The following is a 24,307-nucleotide window of genomic DNA, read 5'->3' as shown; positions in this document are numbered from 1 at the left end:
AACGGATCACCTAGTCAAAAAGAAAGCCCGCACTCATAGAATGCGGGCTTTCTTGTCGTTCAACGCTAATTAATGGAATTCAAAATGAGCAACTATTATCAGCTCATATTCGTCTGTCTAATTTTGAAAATTACACTTCAAACTGAGACACAAGGCTATCAAGCGCTTCACACTGTTCGGCCAATGCCATACATGCATTTTCTGCGCTGCTCGCCATTTCGACCATTTGCATGGTGCTTTCAGCGATGCGTTGAACATTCTTATTCACTTCTTCAGACACTTGAGACTGTTGCGAAGCCGCCGTAGCGATTTGTGTGTTCATGTCATTCATCTTGCCGATTGAGTTGCGAATCTCACTCAATGAAGACGCCGCCGTTCCTGCCTGAACTATGGTTTTCTCGCCACTCACTTTGCTTTCAGTCATCACGCCAACCGCGTGTTTCGCGCCAACTTCTAAGCGTTCAATCATTGATTGGATTTCGCCTGTACTGTCTTGAGTTTTGCTCGCAAGCGCTCGAACTTCATCAGCCACAACCGCAAAGCCACGACCTTGTTCACCCGCTCGTGCTGCTTCAATCGCCGCATTCAATGCCAATAGGTTAGTTTGTTCTGCAATGCCTTTAATCACACCAAGGATTGAGGCGATGTTCTTCACGTCTGTGTCCAATTCTTGAACCACACCACCCGCGTTCTCGATATCTTGTGCAAGGCGTTCAATCGAAGTCACGGTTAAGCCAAGCGTGGTATCAGCCGATTCCACTTCATGGTTTGCAACGTTACTTGCGGTTGCTGCGTCTAATGCATTACCACTCACCACTTCACTGGTTGCTTGCATTTCATGAACTGCAGCCGCGACCACTTCACTTTCTCGCTGTTGGTTCGATGAAAACTCAGCAACACTTTGCGTGAGTGATTTGATGTTTTCCATCTCGCCACGTACTGCGTTCGATGTGAGAATAACTTGCTCCACGGTGACATGGATCTTGCCAACAAACTGGTTGAAAGCGGAACTCAAACGAGCGATCTCATCATTACCTTCGACCTTCATACGTTGAGACAAGTTACCGTCGCCCGATGCGATCTCATTCATCGCTTTCTCTACGTTCTGGATTGGCTGAACGATAAAGCGATTTGATAACCACATAGCGAAAAGTGCAGCGAAAACAGCAACCGCCATACCCACTTCAATAATCAACTTGCTTGATTCAATAGAGTCATCGGCTTGCTGGCGAAGCTCTTTCTGCTTCAGTTCGATTAGAGTTCGGATATCGCGCAGTTGAGTACGAATGATCGCAAACTCTGCGTCAAGCGCTGGCGAGTAATCAATATTGTATTGGTCTGCGTTTGCTGGATCAGCGAACATTGGCTCGTGCAGTGCCACCCACTTACTCATCGCGTTAACAAGCTTTGCTAACTCGCCACGGGAAGATGGTTCCAACACTCCCGCTTGATACAAGGTTTCGACACTTTGAAAACGAGGAACCGCTTTGTAAGCGTTGTCTTTAAATTCAAACTTTTGGTACTCGATCGCCGCTTGGTCTTTAGCAAGCAACAGACCTTGTGCCGAAGCGATAATTTGGTAGATATCTCGGTAGCCATCTTCTAGGTTATCTAACACTGGCTGAACCACATTATTGAGCTCGTTATTAATCGCAGCTTGAGCATTTGATCTGATAACGTTGAGCACTGTAACGGTAGAAAAAACAATCACAATCACCAACAGCGGGATCGCGATTTTACTCTTAATCGAAAGATTATTGATATTCATTGGGATTAATAACCACACTTCAAATAGGGATGCGCGCGCAATATACAGTACACATATGAAATCCCGCTAAGCTTTTGTGAGCTTCATCTCATAGCAAACGATACCGTAAATTCGCGTGATGTTTTTTCAATCAAAGGTTAACTTTCGGCGACTAAAATACACTCTGATTTAGACTTATTTGCTGCTGATACGCGCAAATACTGGAGAAGTGTTAGAAATAACACCATAATGTAGGGCTCTAAAATAAGTAGGTAAGAACATGAAAATTTGTGGTGTTGAAATCAAAGGTAACGATGCAGTCATCTGTCTTCTTTCTCTATCAGATGGTGTATTTAACATTCCTGATTGCCGAGTTTCTAAAGTTTCAATTAGCGACGCAAACGACACACAGAATATGAAAGACTTTCAATTCTCTTTTGCAAAGTTAATGGAAGATTACCAAGTAGATAAAGTTGTGATTCGTCAACGCCAAACTAAAGGCAAATTTGCTGGCGGTGGCTTTGGTTTCAAACTAGAAGCAGCGATTCAACTGATCGACGGCCTAGACGTAACCGTTGTATCACCAGCAGACATCAAAGAGAGCCTTAAGCGTAACCCTCTAATGATGAAGTTCAAAGAAACTGGCCTTAAGCAATACCAAGAAGCACCGTTTACAACGGCATACGCTTGCTTGATGAAGCGCTAATCAAAAGTCGCTAGCCAATATTTGATACAGAAAGAGCCTGAATATTTAGGCTCTTTTTTGTTTCTAGTCATCGGCTTTAAGTCGGATGAGTTTGGTATACAAACTACCGCTCTAACACTGTTCGACTGCGAGCCTTAATCCATTCTGGCTTCCTCACCACCAAATAAACCGCGGCGGCAGACAAGGCGAAGCCCATCGCGCCATAGATGTCGAACGACTCACCGAAAATAAGCCAGGCTTGAATTGCTGTCGTCGGTGGTACTAAGTAAAACACTGAGGCCACACTTGAAGATGCACCGTGTTCTACCATGTAAAGCAGCAAGAGGATAGCAACACAAGACAAAACAACCACCAACCAAATTAGAGTCAACGTGAATTCTACTGTCCAGTTCACTTGCATCGTTTCGTAACGCACTGCGAACGGCAGAAACAACGCCGCTGAAGCCAAGTATTGCACCATCGCACCGCCTACCATATCTGTCCCCTGACAAAAGCGCTTCTGATACAGAGTGCCGCAGGTAATACCCACCAAAGAAACCAAACACAATAACGTTGCCAAGCCTTTTTGGTCATCTGACTGCCATTCAATATTGCCCATCAACACCAAACTGATACCCGCAAAACCAAGCGCTAAGCCCAGCCACTGCGCGAAATTAAAACGCTGCGAAGTACAGCTGATCATAATCAATGCGGTAAGAATCGGTTGTAAGCCAACAAGTAGAGAACTCAACCCGGCGGGCATACCCATATCAATCGCCAGATAGGTACCACCAAGGTAGAAACCATGAATCAAGATGCCGACCACACTTGCGTGGAAGAATGCTCGACCACGAGGGATACGACGCTTAAGGATTGCAATCAAAACCAAGAACAGCGCCACGTTGGCTACCATCCTTAGTGAAAGTAATGTTGCGGGTTCCGCGTATTCCACACCAAGACGTGCGCCGACAAAACCTGACGACCACAATATTACAAACACAAACGGAATCATTTTAATCAGCATTACAAACCTCTGGTCAACTCTTCATCAATGCTGTTACCTTAGTTGGGTACAGATAACTAATAAAGATACAGATATAACACTTTAAATGGTTACAGATTGAGAGTGAGCAACGAGGGAGAAAAACGTGGAAGCAGAACTCAGCGGCAATAAATACCTTGCTACCGAACAACATATTAAGGCTCAAATCGATAAAGGGCTCTTTCATCCAGACGATCGCCTTCCCTCAATCCGTCAACTAAGCGAACAGCTTGGCGTGAGCAAAAATACCGTGATTCGTGCCTATCAAGAACTGGAGGCGACAGGCTGGGTTTATTCTGTGCCTAAATCTGGCTATCGCGTGAAAGCACCGAGCACCACCAGCTGGGATGCATCAAGCCAACCTCAAAAAGTCGATCTGTTGTCTGTCACTAAATCGGTACTCTCTCGTCCAAAAGGTCGTCTGAAACTGTTGGCCGGCTCCGCGCATCCGAACATCAACAATCCTGCGATTCGTAGCTTATATGCCGAGATTGGCCGCCATAGCCGTTTGCAAACTCAGCTTCCCGGTTATTACCAACTCCCCCCCGGCGACGAGCAATTAGTAAAGCAATTGTTAAAGATCACCCATGATCTTGGTGTACCTGCGGGATCGAAAGAGATTGCGATTACTCATGGTGCTCAACAAGCGATCAGTTTGGCACTACGTGCGCTCACCAAGCCCGGTGACATCGTGGCAGTCGAGTCACCGTGTTACTTCGGCAATCTACTTTTACTTGAATCGCTTGGCTTACAAGCCCTTGAAATACCAAGCAGCGTTAGCCACGGTATTGATATCCCATCACTACAGAGTGCGTTGGACAAATGGGAAGTGAAAACCTTACTGCTAACGCCAAACTTTACTAACCCAACCGGCTCAAGAATGCCATTGGCGAATCGAAAAGCATTACTGGAGATCACCGGATCTTTACCAATTATCGAAGACGATGTGTTCGGTAGCTTGGCGTTCGATACACCAATCGCTAGCCTCAAAGAGCTTGATGACCAAGATAGAGTCATCTACGTCAACTCACTGTCTAAAACCTTAGACTCACGCTTGCGAATCGGTTGGTTACTGTCGGGCCGTTATCAGCCCTTGGTCGAGAAGTATCTACTATGCGACAACATGGGCAGTTCTAACCTGATGCAATCGGCGGTCGGACAGTTTCTCACGACAGGTAAATACCGGAGCCATTTATCTAAGATGAAACGGCTCTATCAAACCAATCAAAAACAATTCCAAAGTCTATTAATACAAGCTCTGGATAGCTACCCGCACCTCGTCGGGCAATACCACCTATCAAAACCGGAAGGCTCTTTTTTAAACTGGATAACACTGCCTGAATCGGTCGATAGCTACGCAGTCTATCAAGACTGTTTAAAGCATAAGTTGGGGATTTTACCCGGAACAGTATTTGGCACCAACGACCAATATAAACACTGCTTGCGCTTCACTGTCGCCAATATTGAAGAGAGCAAAGAGTGGAAAGAAGGGGTTGTGACACTAGCGGAGATAATCGCTAAACACGTACGTTAGATATTTCCAGTATTCGACTAATATTCTCAGTCCAGAGTTAATAGCTTTGACCTTACTAACATATTAAACATTAGAGATTCGCTACACTCGCAGCCTTTCTATGCTTGGCAGAATTAAACGTGGCAACAATAAAAGATGTAGCAGCACTTGCAGGGGTTTCAACAGCAACGGTTTCTCGTGTATTAAACCGAACCTGCTACGTTGAACCTATCACGCTAGAGCGCGTAGAACGTGCAGTAAAAGAGCTCAATTACCATAAAGATGCTCGCGCAACAGCCTTGGCAAGTAGAAGCAGCAATACGCTTGGATTGCTGACAGGTAACCTTGCCGATCCATTTTTTGCGCTGGTCGCGAAGAGTGTCGAGGAAGTGGCTAGAACCAATGGCTATCAATTGGTCGTGGTAAGTGGCGGACACAATGCTCAGCGAGAAAAAGAAGGCCTCGACTTTCTTATCAGCCAAGGTTGTGAAGCAATGGTCATTCATTCAAAGATGCTCGATGACACCACATTACTGCGCTACTCCGCTCAATTACCTGCAATGGTTTTACTCAACCGCACGATTGCTCAAATATCGAATCGCTCTGTATGGGTAGACAATAAACTCGGATCTCAAATATCAGTGCAGCACCTCATCGAGATGGGTCATCGAAAAATCGCCTACGTCTCGAGCGACCTTCCAATCCAAGACAGAACAGACCGTTTACAAGGCTACCAAGAAGCTATGAAAGCGGCCAATATCGAAATACAACCTAGCTGGATCATCAACCAAAACTTTAGTGAATCAGGTGGTGAAGCGGCAGGTGACATCTTGGTAAACCAATGCCCAGAGGTCACAGCCGCAGTCACCTTCAATGATGTAATGGCTGCAGGCTTAATGACTAGCTTGCAAGATCAAGGCATCTCGGTTCCCAACGATATTTCAGTCATCGGCTTTGATGATGTTTTGCTCGCTCGCTACCTTTACCCTCGGCTAACCACCATGCACAACCCTATCGACGAGATGTCGACTTATGCGGCTAACCTTGCCATAAAACTAAAAGCCGCAGGATACGCACCTCCCAAGCAACATAAGTTCGAAGCAACACTGGTTGAAAGACAGACAGTTAAGTCAATCAAGCACTAAAATGAGACAAAATGTGACCAAAATCTCATGTACACACCTCATGTAACCGCTTACATGAAAACAGCATTGAAGTCGCACTTTCGATTTCAGAGCACGCTTATTATCCATTCCGAACAAACCCTACATTCACCTGAGGACAACAAATATGAATAACTCAAAGCCTCTACCATCGTTCGGATTAGCATTAGCACCTATAGCCGTTATGTTTGCGCTGCTTGCTATTGGATACGGTGTTTTAGGACTTCGCATTGAAGTTCTGCTACTCATTTCTGCGACTTTCACTGCATGTATTGCTTGGAAGATGGGCTACAACTGGGATGACATCATCAACGCCATTGTTGAGAAACTCGCAAAAGCGATGCCTGTTATCTTGATATTAGTTTCGGTGGGCGGTCTTATCGCAAGCTGGATGATCAGTGGCACCATCCCTTACATGGTTTACTGGGGACTTAAAGTCATCAGTGCAGAATACATACTCATTGCTGCCTTTTTTGTTACTTCTGTTGTCTCTGTATGTACCGGTACTTCTTGGGGATCTGCGGGTACCGTTGGTGTTGCACTGATGGGCGTTGCGGCGGGTTTAGATGTGTCACTGGCTGCAGCTGCCGGCGCTGTTGTCTCTGGTGCATACTTTGGTGACAAGATCTCTCCTCTTTCTGATTCAACAAACTTTGCGCCTGTCGTTTCAGGCACCACATTGTACGAACATATTCAGCACATGCTTTACACAACGCTGCCTGGTTTTGTGATTGCTTCTGTTGTCTTTTTCTTCGCTGGCCAAAGTGCAGATATCGCGAACGTAGGTGAACCAGAAAAGGTCACTCAAATTCTTGCGGGACTGGATGGCCTATACAACTTCAATATCCTTTTGATCATCCCACCAGTAATGATTCTGTGGGGCGCACTCACCAAAAAGCCTGTTCTACCACTGATGTTAGGTGCCTCGGCTCTTGCGATTGTATTAGGTATGGTTCTACAAGGTTTCTCTCTACAACAAGGCTTCCAAGCTTATGTCGATGGCTTCAATGTCGCTCTGTTTGAAGCGAAAGGTACAGCGATTGATGGACTAATTCCTGATGTGTCCAAGCTGCTAAACCGTGGTGGTTTGTTCTCAATGATGAGCACTATCCTACTGGTTTTCTGTGCGTTCTCTTTTGCAGGTGTTCTAAGCCTAACCGGTGCATTAAATGTGGTACTAGGTCGTTTCTTGCATATGATTCACTCAACAGGACAACTTATTGCATCAACTGTGATCGCGACGATTACAGTAGTTTTCACGACATCTGACGGCAAACTAGCCCTTCTTATTCCAGGTGAATTATTCCAAAACGCTTACCGTAAAATGGGGCTAGACACTAAAAACCTATCTAGAACCATCGAAGATGCAGGCACAATCATCGAACCACTGGTTCCTTGGACTGCTGCAGGTATTTACATGGCAAGCACGCTCGGTGTTGCAACGCTAGATTACCTACCTTGGGCAATCCAATGTTACACAGGTGTCGTTTTCGCTCTGATTTATGGCTTCACTGGGTTTGGTATTGCACGTGCAAAGCCTGAACAATCAGAAGACTCCGTAGAAACTTCTCTAGCTCACAGTACTAAGTAAGGCTCACATCCTATGAATTCTTTCGACAATACGATTAACCGCCGAAACACAGGATCGGTAAAGTGGGATTTTATGGAGCAGAAGCTTGGCTTAGAAGGCACCGACTTGCTACCTATGTGGGTGTCTGACTATGATTTCCAAGCACCTCAACAAGTATTAGAACGGTTAGCTCAAGATATTTCACATGGTGTTTTTGGTTACTCAGAACGTCAGGATGACTACTACCAAGCTGCGATCGATTGGTTTAAAAACCAGCATCAAACCGAAATCAAACGAGATTGGATTACAACGGTGCATGGCGTTTTGCCCGGTATTGCTATGGCGTTGCAAATGCTCACGAAAGTGGATGATCAAATCGTGATTCAAAGCCCGGGCTACGGTTCATTCCGTAAGATCATCGAACTAAATGATCGTAAGGTGTTGAACAATCCATTGATTGAATCAGAAGGTCATTACCAGCTTGATTTCGCACATTTGGAAGACTGCTTTGCGAGTGGTGCCAAAGCGTTGATTTTCTGCAACCCACACAACCCAACAGGCAGAGCATGGAGCGAGCAAGAAATAATGCAAGTTGCCAAGCTTTGCCAAAAATACGATGTGTGGCTAATCAGTGATGAAATTTGGAGTGACCTAGCACTCACACCGAATACATTTCATTCAACATTGAAACTACCAAGTTCGCTAACCAACAAACTTATTGTGGCGACTGCGGCCAGTAAGACTTTTGGCTTGTCATCATTGAGAATCTCTAACTTCATCATTCCCAATGCAGAATTGAAGGGGCAGTTTGTTCGCCGTTTGGATGCTCATGGCATGGATTGCTTCAACAACCTATCAATGTCAGCGGCAACCACTGCTTATCAAGAGTGTGAGACTTGGTTAGAGGACTTAAAGCAATACCTGCAAGACAATATAGAAACGCTAAACGGATTCCTAAAAACAGAGTTGCCTCATATTCGTTTCACAAAACCCGAAGCGACTTACCTTGCATGGCTTGATTGCCGTGCAATGAAGCTAAGTGATACTGAGCTTGAGCAAAAACTCATTGCAGCCGGAATTGTACCGAGTATGGGGTGTGCCTTTGGCGAGGAAGGCTCAGGGTTTATTCGATTGAATCTAGGGTGCCCTGCAGAAGTATTAGCAGACGCTTTGGTACGACTTAAAGTGGCATTAGTTGTAGAACAATAAGTAATTAGAAAACGTAACCCAACCCAAACAACAAAGCCCCACTCAACTGAGCGGGGCTTTCATAATTCTCATATCTTGAGTTGCTTAAATACGATGGTTAGTTAAATGCGATTACCCTTGCCAAGCGAACTGTTCAAATACTTTGTCTACAGGCGTTTTAGCAACGTGGTTTACGTAGTTACTGATCACTTTCTGAGACAGGCCAAGAATCACTTCTAGCACTTGTTGCTGACCGTAGCCCGCTTCGAAAAATGCTGCCATTTCACTTTCAGGCACATTGCCGCGGTTGCGTACCATACTTAACGTAAAGTCGTGCAGTGCTTGCAGCTTTTCAGTGGGTAGAGCCGTGCGATTACGCAGTGCTTCGGTGATTGCAGGATCAACCTTCATTGAATGTGCAATGCCAGTGTGTGCAGGAACACAGTAGTGGCACTCGTGTTCAACGTTAATGGTTTGCCAAACTACCGTCAGCTCTTCTGCATCGAAAGATGACTCGCTAAACGCCTGATGAAGCTGAGTGTAAGCCTTAAGTGTGTTTGGAGATTCAGCCAACACACCAAACAAGCCCGGCACTCTGCCCATCTGCTTTTTGGCGCCTTCAAGAATAGGTTGGCTTTGTTCTGGCGCGGATTCTACTGAGTGAATTTTGAAGTTGCTCATTGCTCTATCCCTATCAATTTACGGTTCTAAAGTTATTCAGTCACGGAGCAATTAATGAATGTTCTCCGTTGGTGTGAAAACAATATAGAACAAACAAGAACGATCGTTCAAGTATTATTTTGAACACTCGTTCAAATTACAGGTTAGAACCTTTCGAATATCTTGTACTCCTAACAAGAAAGCCCAACAGGCAACACCTGATGGGCTTTCTCTTTTCTCAATTTTTATTTCAAGCGGCTACCAATATTCTGCGTGAGCCAAGCCTTTAACGCAGCTCGACTGTTCACTCGCCACTTTAATCTCACCGCCAATCAGCGATTGAGCTATCCAACCGTGAGGGAAACTCAATTCAAAGGGAGCTGGAACCTGCTCAACGGTAATTTGCCCAAAACCCACTTTTGAATAGTAGTCAGGATCACCGTACGTCACTGCAAGCTCAATATCCTGCTCTTTTAGAACCTGCAAACCAAAGTTAATCAGTTGCTGGCCAATACCACGCTTTTGCACCTGAGTGCTCACCGCCACAGGTGAAAGCAAATATGCCTTGGTTTCATCGTCAAATGAAAGCGACGTAAAGATAATCACGCCAACAATCGTGCTATCCGACTCACTAGAATCGTCTTCAGCAACAAAGCAAAGTAGCTCTGTCGGGGCTGTGGTCGTTAAAAGATCGTTGGAAAGCTTGCCCACGGTTTTACCTTCGTTCTCACCTTCTGAATCCGTAAAGGTCTGAGTAAAAACTTGAGTGATTGTTTCGATTTCGTTTGAATTATATTGTCTAAATTTCATGGTGTTACTCATTTACTTTAATTTTTTGAGCACAAAGAACTGATAATCAAAATCACGTTGTTCAGAACCTTTCGAAGGCTGTTGAACCAAACCGTTCTTTGATGTGCTGCTATCGAAAAATTGTTTAACTTCATTGTCGCAATCGACGAGCGCTTTTGAGTTCAGCATCGTTGCTTTAAGCGCTTCTACTCGCTTTTGAAAGGGCTGGTAATACGCAAGCCAACCAGCATCGCTCATTGCAAAGTGATCCAAAACTTCATAACCCGCAGCTTGTGATTGTTTAATTCGCTCGGATACCGTCGTCATGTCTGGGTACTCTTTTTGCCAGAATGTTTGACTCGATTCGTTAGGTTGTTCGGTATTCCACACCAAATCATTGACCACCAATATGCCGTCATCACTGAGTAAATTTCGCCACTGCTTTAGCGCTTTTTCAACACCCATGATGTAAGCGCTGCCTTCCGACCAAATTAGGTCAAACGACTTAGCTTCAAACGGAAGATCCATCATGCTCGCGCATACGGTTTTGACGTTGCTTTCTAAGCCAAGAGCCTGTGCTTGCTGAGCCAGAACATCTAAACTCGGTTGATCATTATCTACCGCCGTTATTTGCACATCCACTTGATGTTCTACTAAGGCTTTCGCTAACACAGAGGTGGCAATACCTTTACCACAACCGATCTCAAGCACACGTTTAGGAAAAACCGGAACTTGTGCCAGCGCCGCTAAAGTATCTTCCGCGGTTCCTGGCCCTAAACGCTGTAAACCCTCAAAGATCACGTCAAAATCCGCCATGTACTGGTCATGATCGTTCATATCTTTTGAAAGCCATTTCAGTCGCAGTGCTTGCTTCTCATCAAAGCCTTGCTTAATTAGCCAATCGAGATGTGCATCAGGCGCCACTTTGTCCATCGATTCATGCCAATCTTGCAAACCACTCTCGCCTAACAAGGCCGATAAAAGATCTCTCGAACGCTGTTTCTGAGCGATCTCTTCGTCTAACTGTTCGAGTCGGTTTTGTAACAAGGAGCGGTCAACCTTGGCATCTAAACACGCCTGACACTCTTTCAACGTCAGGCCACCCGCTTGTAACTGCTGCAACAATTTCACACGCTGCAAGTCGCGTTCGGAATAACTTCGATAACCATTACTGGTGCGTTGAGCTTCAATCAAACCCAACTTTCCATAGTACAAAAGCGTTGAACGGCTCAGGCCAACGAGCTCCGCTAATTCAGATATGCGATACATGCACTTCTCCCTCATTTCTATCTATAAGATAAACTATGAAGTTGTAGTCAGGTCAACACTCAATCAAGCATTTTTCTCATCTTGTTTAGCTTCAAACTGATAACGCTCTTTGGCATGTCTTTTAGCGATAAGCTTTTCCTTTTATAACTAGCCATTATTCTCGCTGAACGTATCTTTGATGGAGGCGTACATTAAGCCGCTAATGACACAAAGAGCTCCCATAATTAAATAGCCGGCACTCATACCAAACAGCTTCACGCTTATCCCCGCGATCAAGTAAGTAAAAAACCACCAGAAATGCGTTAAAGAGAAGTGAGCAGCAAAATACGGGGCGGTGTCCTCTCCCTCACACGCTTGGGTGATCAATAGGCCTGCGGAAGTTTGAATACAAGACATTCCAACGCCCATGGCTAAACACATGACGCCAAAGCCAACCCAACCGGGTGTGAAACTGCCAACGGCAAAAGAGCCGCAAATCGTCAGCAACCCTATCCAATGAAAATGTTGCGGCGAGTGACTCTCTAACCACTTGGGTAACCGCAGTGCCATAAGCATGGAACCCAAACCAACGACCATCATTGCTAATGCGGTTTGCGTTTCGTCACCGTGCAGCACTTCGTGTACGTAGATAACCGTATTCACTAGCACCATCGCAGAAGCACTGGCCGCCGCTAGATATGCGAACCACAGAGCTCTCAACTTGGGTTTATTCAAGTAATTACGCAGCGCTTGCACCGCGCTGGTCTTTTTCGTTTTATGCGCTGATTCTGTCACTCGTTTCAAATTCGGTAATGTACACAGTAAGATCAACACACCAGACAGCAGAAAAGTGGCCGCATCGAGCATGAATAACTGTCTAAAACCGATTAAGCTCAACAATAGAGCCGTTAACATTGGGCTAAAGATCTGTTCGAGATCATAAGCCATTCGGCTGAACGACAATGCTTTCGCGTACTGCGTTTTATCCACCAAGACCAAAGGTAGCGTTGATTGAAACAAGGGAGTAAAACCCGCAGAGCACGCATTGATGAGAAACATCAAGACATAGACTTCCCACACTTCGGTGACAAACGGTAAACAGACAAACAACAGCGCCCTAATCAAATCCAGCGCGAACAAAGTCCTTCGTTTCGGTAACTTATGTGCGATTGCACCAAATACTGGCGCGAGTCCTATGTACGCCAACATCTTCAAAGCAAATGCAATACTCAGCACCATCCCTGCTTCATCGCCTGACAGCTCATAAGCGAGCAAAGCTAAGCAGATGGAGCTCATGCCAGTGCCGACTAACGATATGATTTGAGCAGACAGCAGGCGAATGTAATCTCTATTGCGCCACATTGGAGTAATGTCCATTCTAGTGCTCATTCGCTTACCTCAATCCGACCTACTAAGTCAGAGAATAGACCACGTAACCAAAGTTGAATGCTGTCCCAAAGTCGTACTATCCAAGTTCCTTGATCTACAGATTGCTCCGCCACTAAAGCGAAACTTGCCACCGTATTTCCGTTACTTTTCCAAACAATTTGTCCCACTTCATCCCCTTGCTTAATAGGCGCGAGCAGCGGTTCAGTCATGGCCACCGATTTTTGCAGCGAATCGACTAACCCTCTTGGCATGGTGAGGTACGCATCTTCAGCGATCTTGGCTCCGACTTGTTCTGTATTCCCCTTCCAAACTCGCACCTGAGACTCTATTCGATCCTCTTGCATCACTTGTTTGGTGTCGTAAAAACGAAACCCATAACTCAATAGATTCTTTGAGGCAGAGGTTCGCGCTTGTGGACTAGTCGTGCCCATAACGACCGATATCAAGCGCATCTTCCCTTCCGTCGCCGAGCTGACTAAGCTGTAACCCGCATTCTCGGTATAGCCCGTTTTTCCGCCATCGACATTAATTGACTTGTCCCAAAGCAGCTTGTTTCGGTTGTATTGAATGATCTTATTCCAAGTAAACCGACGCTCTTGGTATAAAGCATAAACGTCAGGTACATCCTGAATAATCGACTTCATCAAAATCGCCATATCCAACGGAGAAGTTTGGATTCCTTCGCCATCTAAGCCATGCGCATTCACAAAGTTAGTATCTTGCAGCCCAAGCGACTTCGCCCAACCATTCATTAGGCTAACAAAGGCTTGTTCACTCCCCGCGATGTGCTCTGCCAGTGCGACAGAAGCATCGTTACCCGATTGAATGATCACCCCTTTCATGAGGTTTGAAACTGAAATCTCATCTCCTGGCTGAATAAACATCTTGGATGACTCTGAGAACTTTGCCGACCACGCGTTTTCACTGACCGAGACTTTATCCTGCCATGTCAATCGACCGGCTTTAACCTCTTGCCCAACGACATAAGCCGTCATCAATTTGGTCAAACTGGCAGGGGCTAAAATGGCACGAGAGTTTTGCTCTGCAATGATGCTCCCCGATTGGAAATCCATCAAAACATAACCTTTGGCCGCCAACTCAGGTGGGTTCGGGGTCACCACCGCAAAGCTTGGAGCACTCAATCCTACTAACAATAAGTAAGCCAATGCTCTCGCCCAGCGAAGATTTTCTTTTAGAAGCCTCTCTTTTAGTTTCTTTTTAACCTTTGCTTGCGCAGCTGATGGCGATGAGAGACTGAGCTTCAATACCGAAATCTTACTCATAACACTTCCTCCAAAGTCAGTGCGGCAACATCGCCAATATAGCGTTGGCGACCGACTTGATTCGTCGTGATGTACTGGTGCGTTTCTGAGCCTTTACCGCACACTAAGATAAGGTCACCGCCGCGACTCAGTTGTTTGGCTAATTGAATGGCTTCATAGCGGTCGCTAATCTCATAGCAAAGCGTGGGGCTAACTTGCGAAGTTAACGCACGAAAAATATCCTCTTGCATCTCACCAAGTGGATTATCGGAAGTAAAAATAACAACATCAGAATGGGTTGCGCATAGTTTGCCGATATCAGCAGCATCTCGTATCCGGTCGCCAGTCACACCAACGACAGTAATCACTCGCTTAGCCGACTGGGATTGGATGCCTTGATAGAGAGCCGATAGACCATCAAAGTTATGTGCGTAATCAACTAAGGCCAATGCGCCATTATCCAACGACAGATATTTTGAACGTCCATCCGGCGCAACAACGCTATTCAAGGCGTTAGCGCTATCAGCTAGAGACCAATTAAGTGCCAACAATGTTGCCGCCATCGCTAAGGTGTTCTCAACGTTAAACAGAAAAGGCAATTGGCTGAAAACGCGCTCTTTGTTGCCTTGATTATTGAGGCTAAAGGTGGCGCCAAATGGCTCAACGTTTAAATCTTCGACATAAAGATCCGCGTCTGAATTATTCATTGAGAACGTTAGGACATTCACTCGGCTGCTTGCTCGCTCTATCGCGACATTGGCATGGGGATCATCAAGGTTAATCACAGCGGTGCCGTTGGGATGAATGCGATCAAGGATCTGCAGCTTAGCCTGAACATAACCATCCAGTGTTTTATGATAATCAAGGTGGTCGCGGCCTATATTAGTGATCACTCCAACAGACAGCGGCACAAACCCTGCTCTATCTTGCACCAACGCATGGCTGCTTAGCTCCATAACATTATCAGTGACCTGCGCATCCGCCATATCTTTGAATAAGTTCAATAATGTCACGCTGTCTGGCGTGGTATTACTCAATTCTTGCTTGTTACCCGCATATTCAACGCCAAGTGTTCCAATATAAGCGCTCTGTCGATTGGTCTTTAGAACCTGATTCAAACCATGTGCAACGGTCGTTTTTCCGTTTGTACCCGTAATACCAATATGGCGAATTTTCTTATGCGGATACTGATAAAAAGCCTTAATGAGCAGCAAGCTTTGGTAGTAGCTTCCCGTTACGAATACTGGTACCGATGCCGATATAGGTTTTGTAGCAATAATGGCAACCGCTCCATTGGTAATCGCACTTTCAATATAACGATGACTATCATGACTCGTCCCTTCACGACAAACGAATACATCCTGACACTGAACGTGTTCACTGTTTGTTGAGAAACGCCTAATTGACAATGCGCCCAGTTGTTTTAAGAAGCTTTTCAATTTCTCGCTCAACATTCATTTATCCTTTCTGTTAGCTAGGAATTATTAATTGAGTCGAGTATATTTTCCTAAATCCCATCGATGAAATTGAACAAATCAATTCAAGTCATCAGCCATTTTGATAACCTGTTTTCTTTAGTGTTATCTCTACCAAATGAGAATATTGCTGTGAAAGATCTAAATTGGCGTGGAATCGACCTCAACCTACTGCTCACTTTTGACGCGCTTTTTCGCTTAAAGAGTGTATCGGCAGCTTCAAAAGAACTGCATTTGGGACAGCCAGCCACCAGTTACAACCTAAAACGACTTCGGGAATTATTGGGGGATCCTCTATTTGAAAGGCAAGGCAATAAGATGCAACCGACGGTGAGAGCGCATGAGATAGCCCCTAAGGTTCAGACGATTTTGTCGATTTTCACGCAAGATATTTTACCGGCAGAACAATTTGAGCCAGAGAGTTACTCTGGACAGTTCACCATTGGTATAAGTGATTACGCAGAACAGATTTTTGGTCCTGAGATTTTCGACACTCTTCAGCAACTCGCCCCGCTCAGTAAAGTCCTGCTCAAGCCGGTCGATAGTGCGAACTGCGTGACATTACTCGAAGACCAAAACACGGACCTCTGTATTGGTGTTTTTCAGGAGTTACCAAGCCATTTGGATACCACCTTTGTTTACCGAGAAAAGCACCTATGCACCTTTGATAACAAGGTGTTGAAGACCACACTCCCGATACCGCTCGATACCTATTTAAAGACACCGCAAATGATAATTACGGCTAACCAAGAACTGACGAGTCAAGTCGATATCACGCTAGAAAATATCGGTGTAAAACGTAATGTGGTGCTTGGTACAACGCGTTTTTTGACCATTCGAAGAATGCTTTCGGGAAGAAATGTATTAGCCGTGATGGCAGAGATGGTAGGCCGCTCTGAATTGATAGATGATGACTTAGTACTATGCGACCCACCTATTGAAATCCCAGATTTTAACGTCGATATGGTGACATTAAAACGCGACGCTAGTCATCCACGTATCCAGTTTCTTACCCAGCTCGTCCAAAACTTGATTCAAGAAAAAGTGAAAGAACTTCGACTCATCAAATGAGTTGAGGTTTACTAGCAAGGGGCAGCAAGGATTCATGAAACAAGTAAGGTTGGCTCCTACTTAGCTCAAGTTAAATCACCACTTAATCGACCACAGATCCCAAAATTATTGAGCGGCCATCAATTTACAAAAGTTATCAAAACGCTAAAACAAACCAATAAGTGAATACTTAAACCAGCCAAGCATACTCCTCACAAATCACTTCTTAACTTTTTTAGAAAAATTCAAAATTTATTAGAAATTAACCCCTAACTTTACTGAGTATTTTGTTAGTCTTGGAAACAATTATTTACAATCCAAACAAAAATTAATTGGATCGCTTGAGGTTGTTTTTCTTGAATATGAAATTATTCGGCAGTTCCCTAATCCTTTCGGGAACGGCATTAGGGGCTGGCATGTTAGCTATCCCAATGGTGTTGGCTCAATTTGGCTTCATGATCAGCTCAGTGTTGATGCTACTTATCTTTATCGGCACCACCTACTCTGCTCTTCTGCTAGCCGAGGCGTGTACAAAAACGAAAGACAATAGTGGCATGAGCAGCGTTGCTTACTTAACGCTTGGCAGTAAAGGCAAACATTTTATCAATGCCCTCTTTTACCTGCTGCTGGTATGCATGTTGATCGCTTATATCTTGGGTGTCGGTGACATCATTCATAAGCTACTGCTCGATGTTGGTGTCGATGTATCGGCATCCGTTGCGTATACCATTTTCAGCCTATTGATGGGCGCTATCGTCGTCTCGGGCAAGTCTTATATCGACAAACTGAATCGTGGACTATTCATCTTAATGGTCGTGATGCTGTTTATCGTTATCGCGTCATTGTTTAGCAATATTCGCCTTGATTACCTCACTCAAACCAGCCAATACACGGCCAATGACGTAGTGCAATACAGCGCGGTCATCTTTACTAGCTTTGCCTCTATGGTGGTGATCCCGTCACTGGTTATCTACAACCGTGAAGCGACTCAAAAGCAGATCCGCAATATGATTCTGTTAGGCTCAGTGATCCCGCTAGTGTGCTACCTCACTTGGTTATTCGCGATTATCGGTAACCTAGGCACAGACGCGATCAGTCAATTCCACAACATTTCAGAACTGATCTCTGCGTTTAGCGGCCAATCCGCTTGGTTGAAAGTGGTGATTGCTCTGTTCTCTGCTTTAGCCTTGGTGACTTCTTTCCTCGGCGTGTCGATGGCGCTTTACGACCAAAACAAAGATGCGGTAACCAACAACAAAGCGTTGGCTTATGCGTTGACCTTCATCTTACCTTTGGTATTAGCAGAGCTGTTCGCTAGCCAGTTTGTAAGCATGTTGGATTACGCAGGTATGGTGCTGGTGTTCCTAGCTATCTGGGGCCCACTCGCAATGGTGGTTAAGGTGCGCAGACCTGACTTCCCTCACCTACAAACCGAAGGCAGCTACACAGCAGCCGGTGGCGATACCGCACTGATGGCAACATTTGGTTTTGGCGCGTTGATTTTCGTGTCTTGGTTTATGGGGTAGATCATCACTCGGTCATAGACCTAAAAAGATACCAAGAAGAGCAGCTTTGGCTGCTCTTTTTTTATGCCTAATATTCTTATCTACAAACTCTGCCTTCATCGCCAAATCCAAATAACTAAGCCTTCAGACAAAGTAATTAGAAACAATCATTTAGATAAACCCTCCCTCAGTATTTCAAACTCCAGCCCTGCTCAAAACAGCATGATCTATGATCATATAAAGTAGATCGATTGCTGATACATCTGATAATTAGATCACAAAACAACCTCAATGGTATTGTATTGGTATTATCTTTTGAAATACCATCATTCGCGTACCCTACAGTACTAAAGGACATAATAATGAAATCGAATAACTTCAAACTGTCTTCAATGATGTTCATTGAATGGTTTATCTGGGGAGCATGGTTTGTTCCCCTATGGCAAATACTCAATACCAATGGATTCACACCAACTGAGATAGCATGGTCTTACGCATGTACCGCGATCGCCGCAATCATTTCACCGATCTTAGTGGGATCGATCACCGACCGATTCTTTGCTGCTCAGAAAGTACTTTCTGTGATGTTGATAGCAGGTGCAGGTTTGATGTACTTAGCGGCACAGCAAACCGAGTTCGCCACCTTCTTCCCACTACTTTTGCTTTACTCTCTGACCTACATGCCGACGATTGCACTGACCAACAGCATTGCTTTCTCTAACGTAGAAGACGTAGAACGTGACTTCCCACGTATTCGTGTCATGGGTACTATTGGTTGGATTGCTTCTGGTATCGCGATTGGCTTCTTACCAGGTTGGTTGGGCTACGGTGATATCTCATCAAGTAATATCCCACTGATTCTGACGGCTCTTGCTTCTGCTGCACTGGGTATCTTCGCATTGACTCTGCCAGACACACCGCCAAAAAGTACCGGTAAACTAAGCCTTAAAGTGATGCTTGGCCTAGACGCTATCGTGTTACTGAAAGACAAAAACTTCTTAGCATTCTTCGTTTGTTCTTTCATGTTCAGCATGCCTCTGGCGTTCTATTACATCTTCGCTAACGGCTACCTAACTGAAGTAGGCATGAGCAATGCGACAGGTTGGATGACGCTGGGTCAGTTCTCTGAAATCTTCTTTATGCTGGCACTACCATTCTTCACAAAACGATTTGGTATTAAGAAGGTATTACTTCTTGGTCTATTTACTGCCGCGGTTCGTTACGGATTCTTCGTTTACGGTAGCGCAGACACTTGGTACCTCTACTCGCTACTGTTCGCAGGCATCCTATTGCATGGTGTGAGCTACGACTTCTACTTCGTAACGGCCTACATCTATGTCGACAAAAAAGCACCGGCTCACATGCGTACCGCTGCGCAAGGCCTTATCACACTCGGTTGCCAAGGTATTGGTAGCTTGCTGGGTTACCGCTTAGGTGGCGTGTTGATGGAGAAGATGTTCGCTTATGACGAACCACAAAACGGACTAACGTTTGACTGGGGTGGTATGTGGGGCTTCGGCGCTATCATGATAGCCATCATCCTCGTTATCTTTATGTACTTCTTCCGTGAGCCAAACGGCGAGATCAAAGAGATCAAAATCGACAACAAATCAGATGGAAACCCATCAGAGCAAACTCAAGTAGAAAAAGCTCAAGCGTAATTTTATACCTGCTCAGTCTCTCTCCTGGTTTCTGACTGAGCAGCTTTTAGATAACCTATTTTTGGTGAAGTAAGATGAACATTTCAAAACAAGACAGAATTTTAGGCACTTTTTATGGTCAAGCATTGGGTGATTCAATGGGAATGCCATCAGAGCTTTGGCCAAGAAGCCGAGTAAAAGCACACTTTGGTTGGATTGACTCTTTCCTGCCGGGGCCAGCTGAAAACAACGCCGCTTGTTATTTCGATGCTTGCCAGTTCACAGATGACACCTCAATGGCATTGGCTCTTGCAGACGCTATCATTGAATGCGATGGCGAAATCTCACCAGAGATTATTGCTCGTAACGTATTAAGTTGGGCTGAAGGTTTTGATGCATTCAATAAGAACATTTTTGGCCCGAGTTCAAAAGCCGCGATGCGCGCTATCAAGGAAGGGACATCAATTGATGAACTAGAAAACAACGGCGTGACCAATGGTGCGGCAATGCGCGTGTCTCCAATGGGCTGCCTAGTACCAACTACCAGCCTAGACACCTTCATCGACCAAGTCGCATTAGCTTCAAGCCCAACCCATAAATCAGACGTAGCGATTTCTGGTGCTGTAGCTATTGCATGGTCGGTATCGAAAGCGATTGAAGGTCACAGCTGGAACGCAATCAAAGATCAACTACCCGCGATTGCGGTTGCAGCTCAAACTAAGAACATCACCACCTTCAGCGCTTCGATGGGGGCACGCATTGAATTGGCTCTGATGGTTGCTTCAGAAAACAGCGGCGTTGAAGAGCGTATGGAAAAGATCTATAACCTTGTTGGCGCTGGTGTGAGCACAATTGAGTCTGTACCAGCAGCAATCGCCATGGTCGAACTAGCTCAAACCGATCCAAATCGCTGTGCCATTCTATGTGCAAACTTAGGTGGTGATACCGATACGATAGGCGCAATGGCTACAGCAATTTGTGGCGCATTGAATGGTATTCAAGCTATCGATGTCGAACTGAAAAAACAGCTCGATGACGAAAACCAACTCGACTTTACCGGTTACGCTGAAACCTTCGTACGCTTAAGAGAGATTAAGGAGCAAGGGTATGCCTCATAGTGCTTTGATTACACTGATTCCAACTCTACAGAACCAACGACAGTTGTGCCTAATCGGCGCTGCTGTGGTCGATATTGTGACAGAAACACCTGCCCTACCGAAACGTGGTACTGATGTCGAGCTCACAGAGAAAGGCATTCACGTTGGTGGTTGTGCTCTCAACATCGCGATTGCTTTAAAAAAGCTCGGCGTTGAATCTATTAATGCTCTACCGATTGGCCAGGGTAAATGGGCGGACATCATCACTGCTGCGATGGCTGAGAAAGGCCTAACAAGTAGCCTGCAAGATCCAAGTGGCGACAATGGTTGGTGCTTAGCGCTCGTTGAGCCAGATGGCGAACGCACCTTCCTATCTGTTAGCGGTGTTGAGAACAATTGGAATCAACAAGCACTTGAGCAGTTGGATCTTCAAGACGATGCAATCGTCTACCTTTCGGGTTACCAATTGTCCTCAGCATGTGGAGAGCAGATTGTTAGCTGGCTTGAAACACTGCCGAGCGGCATTGAGCTATTCATCGATTTTGGCCCTCGCATTGGTGATATTTCAAAGCCCGTGTTTGAGCGACTAATTAAGCTAAAGCCGACTGTGTCTTTGAACCGTCAAGAAGCCGAAGTGCTAGGTATGCAAGACATCAACACCTTTGTTGAGCAATGGCATAACCATTATGGCTGCCCACTAATCTTGCGCATCGACAGCGATGGCGCACTATTCGCCAACCAAGATGGTCATGGAAATGTTGCACCATTTAAAGCGACCGTGGTTGATACTATTGGCGCAGGTGATACCCATGCGGGTGGCGTGTTAGCGGGCTTGGCTTCCGGCTGGGAACTGCCTGACGCGATCTTACTTGGCAATGCGGTTGCGTCTTATGTGGTGAGTCATGTGGGTGGCGACTGCGCGCCAAGCGTTGACGAGATAACTCACTACCTTAACCAATACTAATTCCTGTTAAGTCATGTAGACACAAGGCTCAGTATTACTGGGCCTTTTTGTTATGCCTGTCTTTCTTTTACCTAGCTTTTTTGGCCTTTCTAATATGAATCATTCTTCTGTTATGAACCGTTCTTCTAATGCAAATAACAAAGCGACGAGGATTCTGCTTGCGAGCTGTGGGATCAACCTTTGTATCGGCGTGCTCTATACCTGGAGCGTTTTTAAGAACTCGCTACTAGAACTCGGTTGGAACAACACTCAAGCTTCGATGCCCTACACCATCACTATAATCACCCTATCATTGGCGCTACTCATTGCTGGTCGTATTCAAGATAAAATCGGCCCACAAAAAGTATTAATGGTGGGTTCTTTGATGGCTGGCGCGGGAATGATCTTGGCGAGCCTCTCCCTAACGCCTTGGAACCTTAATGTGAGCTTTGGTCTAGTCACTGGTGCCGGTATTGGATTCGCTTATGCGTGTTTGAATCCAACCGCTATGAAGTGGTTTCACTCTTCTCAAAAAGGCATGGTCAATGGGTTACTCGCCACTGCATTCGGGCTGGCTGCTATTTACTTGGCACCGCTTACTAGCTATCTAATCTCAGAATACGGTCTAGAGCAAAGCCTTCAAATACTTGGGGCAGGTTTGATTCTTATCGCCTTTCCACTGGCCTGTTCTATCAAAAATCCGCCAAAGGGCTATGAGCCTAAAGTCAGCTCATCACAGCCTGACGCATTAACGCCTGCATCAACGGTCAGCCGAAATTACATGTGGAGAGAGATGCTCGCCACCAAACAGTTCTATTTATTGTGGTTCACCTACGCATTCGGCGCGGCAGCTGGCTTGATGATCATCGCCAACATCACCTCTATCGCTGCAGAGCAAGCCAATATCTTAGAAGGCGCGTATTTAATCGTGACTTTATCGATATTCAATTCAGCAGGCCGATTGGTTTCTGGACTTCTCAGCGACAAGATTGGCGCATTGAAAACTTTAGCGATCGCACTGAGCCTGCAAACCATCAATATGCTGCTGTTCAGCCAGTTTGTCTCTAGCCCTACTCTGATGGTGGGTGCCGCTTTGGCGGGCATTGGGTACGGCACTTTATTAGCTGTATTTCCTTCAATCATGGCGGACTTATACGGCCTGAAGAACTTCGGCGCCAACTATGGCGTGCTTTATACCGCTTGGGGTATTGGCGGCTTTATCGGCCCTATCCTTGCGGCAATATCGATGGATTGGTATGGCAGTTACTCAATCGCCTATTTGATCTGTGCTGTCTTGGTGAGTATCGCCACAGTCCTGACCTTCAAAGTAAAACCCATTTCAACGGAGCCTTGTAGCAACAAAGCGTCATCCTCTCGTTATCAGCTGAAACGTTCAAACTAACTGGATAAAACCTCTGAGTGGTGGAATCTTTGTTTCGCCCTCAGATTTCACATTTCTATTAAGTGTGGACTCAGACTTCGGGTATACTTCGGTTAAATATAAAAGCTAAAACAGACCTTTATGAGCGCTTATCAACCACTGCTTACCTTGATTCAGGAACGAATCGACCAGAAAGATAAATCACCTCTGTATCTGAAGATTGCCGATTCAGTAAAGCTCGCGACTGAGCAACAAATGTTGAAGGGCGGTGACTTTATCCCAACGGAACGTGAATTCAGCGACAAGCTTGGTGTTTCTCGAATTACGGTCCGCAAAGCATTGGATATTCTAGATAAGGAAGGTGTGATAGTTCGCTCTCGTGGTTTGGGTACTATGATCAGCGAGACTGTTGAATACTCAAGTAAAGAAGCGACAGGCTTCTCTCAACAAGTGGTTCTAAAAGGCAAAAAACCCGACACATTGTGGATCAAGAAAGATGTGGTTCCTTGCTCTTCAGAAATCGCCAAGATGCTTAAAATTGCCGAGAACGATCAAGTCTTTCTATTGAAGCGCGTTCGTTACATCGACGAGCAAGCAGTATCTATTGAAGAGTCTTACGTCCCTGCTCATTTGATCCATGACCCAGACGAAATTCAATTGTCGCTTTACGACTACTTCCGCAGCCAAGACATATCACCAACCAAAACGCAAAGTCGTGTGTCTGCAAAAATGCCAACTGAAGAGTTCCTAGAAAAACTCAATATCGACGAAACCGTGCCTGTACTGCTTATCGAACAAACCACTTACGATAAAAAAGGCGTTCCGATTGAATACAGCATCAACCGCTGTCGTGGTGATATGTATGTGTTTGTGAGTGAAGATTAAACCTCGCATCCAAAATACAGCAGATACAAAAAGCCCGTTAGTCCTGCTATTAAAAGTAGAGACTAACGGGCTTTT

20 protein-coding genes are annotated in these 24,307 nt (G+C 45.3%); 12 read left to right on the top strand and 8 right to left on the bottom strand.

Features of this window, described 5'->3' with window-relative positions; translation table 11 throughout:
• Nucleotides 1-130: 130 nt before the first annotated feature.
• Nucleotides 131-1,768, bottom strand: a complete 1,638-nt coding sequence (locus tag MSG35_RS05075; protein ID WP_248383155.1) for a methyl-accepting chemotaxis protein — start codon at nucleotides 1,766-1,768, stop codon at nucleotides 131-133.
• Between the two features lie 259 nt (nucleotides 1,769-2,027).
• Here MSG35_RS05075 and MSG35_RS05070 point away from each other — a divergent pair, with 259 nt between their 5' ends.
• Nucleotides 2,028-2,453: a DUF3010 family protein gene (locus MSG35_RS05070; RefSeq protein WP_017069797.1), complete on the top strand. Its 426-nt coding sequence runs from the start codon at nucleotides 2,028-2,030 to the stop codon at nucleotides 2,451-2,453.
• Between the two features lie 103 nt (nucleotides 2,454-2,556).
• On the opposite strand, the gene MSG35_RS05065 is transcribed toward MSG35_RS05070, so the two are convergent.
• A complete protein-coding gene (locus MSG35_RS05065) occupies nucleotides 2,557-3,456 on the bottom strand; it encodes a DMT family transporter (protein ID WP_248383154.1) in 900 nt (299 codons plus the stop codon).
• A gap of 124 nt (nucleotides 3,457-3,580) precedes the next feature.
• On the opposite strand from MSG35_RS05065, the gene MSG35_RS05060 reads away from it, so the two are divergent.
• From MSG35_RS05060 to MSG35_RS05045, 4 genes are all read left to right on the top strand, one after another.
• On the top strand, nucleotides 3,581-5,008 hold the full coding sequence (locus tag MSG35_RS05060; protein WP_248383153.1) for a PLP-dependent aminotransferase family protein: 1,428 nt from the start codon (nucleotides 3,581-3,583) through the stop codon (nucleotides 5,006-5,008).
• Nucleotides 5,009-5,127: 119 nt separating this feature from the next.
• Nucleotides 5,128-6,132, top strand: a complete 1,005-nt coding sequence (locus MSG35_RS05055; protein WP_248383151.1) for a LacI family DNA-binding transcriptional regulator — start codon at nucleotides 5,128-5,130, stop codon at nucleotides 6,130-6,132.
• A gap of 145 nt (nucleotides 6,133-6,277) precedes the next feature.
• The gene (gene nhaC, locus MSG35_RS05050; RefSeq protein ID WP_248383150.1) at nucleotides 6,278-7,741 is read left to right on the top strand and encodes a Na+/H+ antiporter NhaC; all 1,464 of its coding nucleotides are present in this window, start codon (nucleotides 6,278-6,280) and stop codon (nucleotides 7,739-7,741) included.
• 12 nt (nucleotides 7,742-7,753) lie between these two features.
• On the top strand, nucleotides 7,754-8,929 hold the full coding sequence (locus MSG35_RS05045; protein WP_248383148.1) for a MalY/PatB family protein: 1,176 nt from the start codon (nucleotides 7,754-7,756) through the stop codon (nucleotides 8,927-8,929).
• A gap of 111 nt (nucleotides 8,930-9,040) precedes the next feature.
• Here MSG35_RS05045 and MSG35_RS05040 read toward each other — a convergent pair whose 3' ends face one another.
• The 6 genes from MSG35_RS05040 to MSG35_RS05015 form a co-directional block, all read right to left on the bottom strand.
• Nucleotides 9,041-9,589, bottom strand: a complete 549-nt coding sequence (locus MSG35_RS05040) for a carboxymuconolactone decarboxylase family protein (protein WP_059018236.1) — start codon at nucleotides 9,587-9,589, stop codon at nucleotides 9,041-9,043.
• 237 nt (nucleotides 9,590-9,826) lie between these two features.
• Nucleotides 9,827-10,390 (bottom strand): N-acetyltransferase, encoded by a 564-nt coding sequence (locus MSG35_RS05035; protein WP_248383146.1) that lies wholly within the window; start codon nucleotides 10,388-10,390, stop codon nucleotides 9,827-9,829.
• The gene (locus MSG35_RS05030; RefSeq protein WP_248383145.1) at nucleotides 10,391-11,626 is read right to left on the bottom strand and encodes a methyltransferase domain-containing protein; all 1,236 of its coding nucleotides are present in this window, start codon (nucleotides 11,624-11,626) and stop codon (nucleotides 10,391-10,393) included.
• Between the two features lie 147 nt (nucleotides 11,627-11,773).
• Nucleotides 11,774-12,994, bottom strand: coding sequence for an MFS transporter (locus MSG35_RS05025; protein ID WP_248383144.1), 1,221 nt, complete (start codon nucleotides 12,992-12,994; stop codon nucleotides 11,774-11,776).
• Nucleotides 12,991-14,277: a D-alanyl-D-alanine carboxypeptidase family protein gene (locus MSG35_RS05020; protein WP_248383142.1), complete on the bottom strand. Its 1,287-nt coding sequence runs from the start codon at nucleotides 14,275-14,277 to the stop codon at nucleotides 12,991-12,993. Before MSG35_RS05020 ends, MSG35_RS05025 begins: the two co-directional genes overlap by 4 nt.
• Entirely contained in the window at nucleotides 14,274-15,710 is a 1,437-nt protein-coding gene (locus MSG35_RS05015; RefSeq protein WP_248383141.1) for a UDP-N-acetylmuramoyl-L-alanyl-D-glutamate--2,6-diaminopimelate ligase, read from the bottom strand. Before MSG35_RS05015 ends, MSG35_RS05020 begins: the two co-directional genes overlap by 4 nt.
• A gap of 66 nt (nucleotides 15,711-15,776) precedes the next feature.
• Here MSG35_RS05015 and MSG35_RS05010 point away from each other — a divergent pair, with 66 nt between their 5' ends.
• From MSG35_RS05010 to MSG35_RS04980, 7 genes are all read left to right on the top strand, one after another.
• A complete protein-coding gene (locus tag MSG35_RS05010; protein WP_248383138.1) occupies nucleotides 15,777-16,802 on the top strand; it encodes a LysR substrate-binding domain-containing protein in 1,026 nt (341 codons plus the stop codon).
• 341 nt (nucleotides 16,803-17,143) lie between these two features.
• Nucleotides 17,144-18,307, top strand: a complete 1,164-nt coding sequence (locus MSG35_RS05005; RefSeq protein ID WP_086969313.1) for an aromatic amino acid transport family protein — start codon at nucleotides 17,144-17,146, stop codon at nucleotides 18,305-18,307.
• 341 nt (nucleotides 18,308-18,648) lie between these two features.
• On the top strand, nucleotides 18,649-19,947 hold the full coding sequence (locus MSG35_RS05000) for a nucleoside permease (protein ID WP_248383136.1): 1,299 nt from the start codon (nucleotides 18,649-18,651) through the stop codon (nucleotides 19,945-19,947).
• Nucleotides 19,948-20,021: 74 nt separating this feature from the next.
• The gene (locus MSG35_RS04995) at nucleotides 20,022-21,044 is read left to right on the top strand and encodes an ADP-ribosylglycohydrolase family protein (RefSeq protein ID WP_248383135.1); all 1,023 of its coding nucleotides are present in this window, start codon (nucleotides 20,022-20,024) and stop codon (nucleotides 21,042-21,044) included.
• Complete coding sequence (locus tag MSG35_RS04990) at nucleotides 21,034-21,987, top strand: PfkB family carbohydrate kinase (RefSeq protein ID WP_248383134.1); 954 nt, start codon at nucleotides 21,034-21,036, stop codon at nucleotides 21,985-21,987. The genes MSG35_RS04995 and MSG35_RS04990 overlap by 11 nt, the downstream gene beginning before the upstream one ends.
• Before the next feature lie 94 nt (nucleotides 21,988-22,081).
• On the top strand, nucleotides 22,082-23,368 hold the full coding sequence (locus MSG35_RS04985; protein ID WP_248383132.1) for an OFA family MFS transporter: 1,287 nt from the start codon (nucleotides 22,082-22,084) through the stop codon (nucleotides 23,366-23,368).
• A gap of 120 nt (nucleotides 23,369-23,488) precedes the next feature.
• Nucleotides 23,489-24,232, top strand: coding sequence for a GntR family transcriptional regulator (locus tag MSG35_RS04980; protein ID WP_248383131.1), 744 nt, complete (start codon nucleotides 23,489-23,491; stop codon nucleotides 24,230-24,232).
• Nucleotides 24,233-24,307 lie beyond the last annotated feature (75 nt).

Source organism: Vibrio sp. 1CM23M, assembly GCF_023161755.1.
Lineage (GTDB): Bacteria > Pseudomonadota > Gammaproteobacteria > Enterobacterales > Vibrionaceae > Vibrio > Vibrio coralliirubri.
This window is presented reverse-complemented; position numbering and strand designations above follow the sequence as displayed.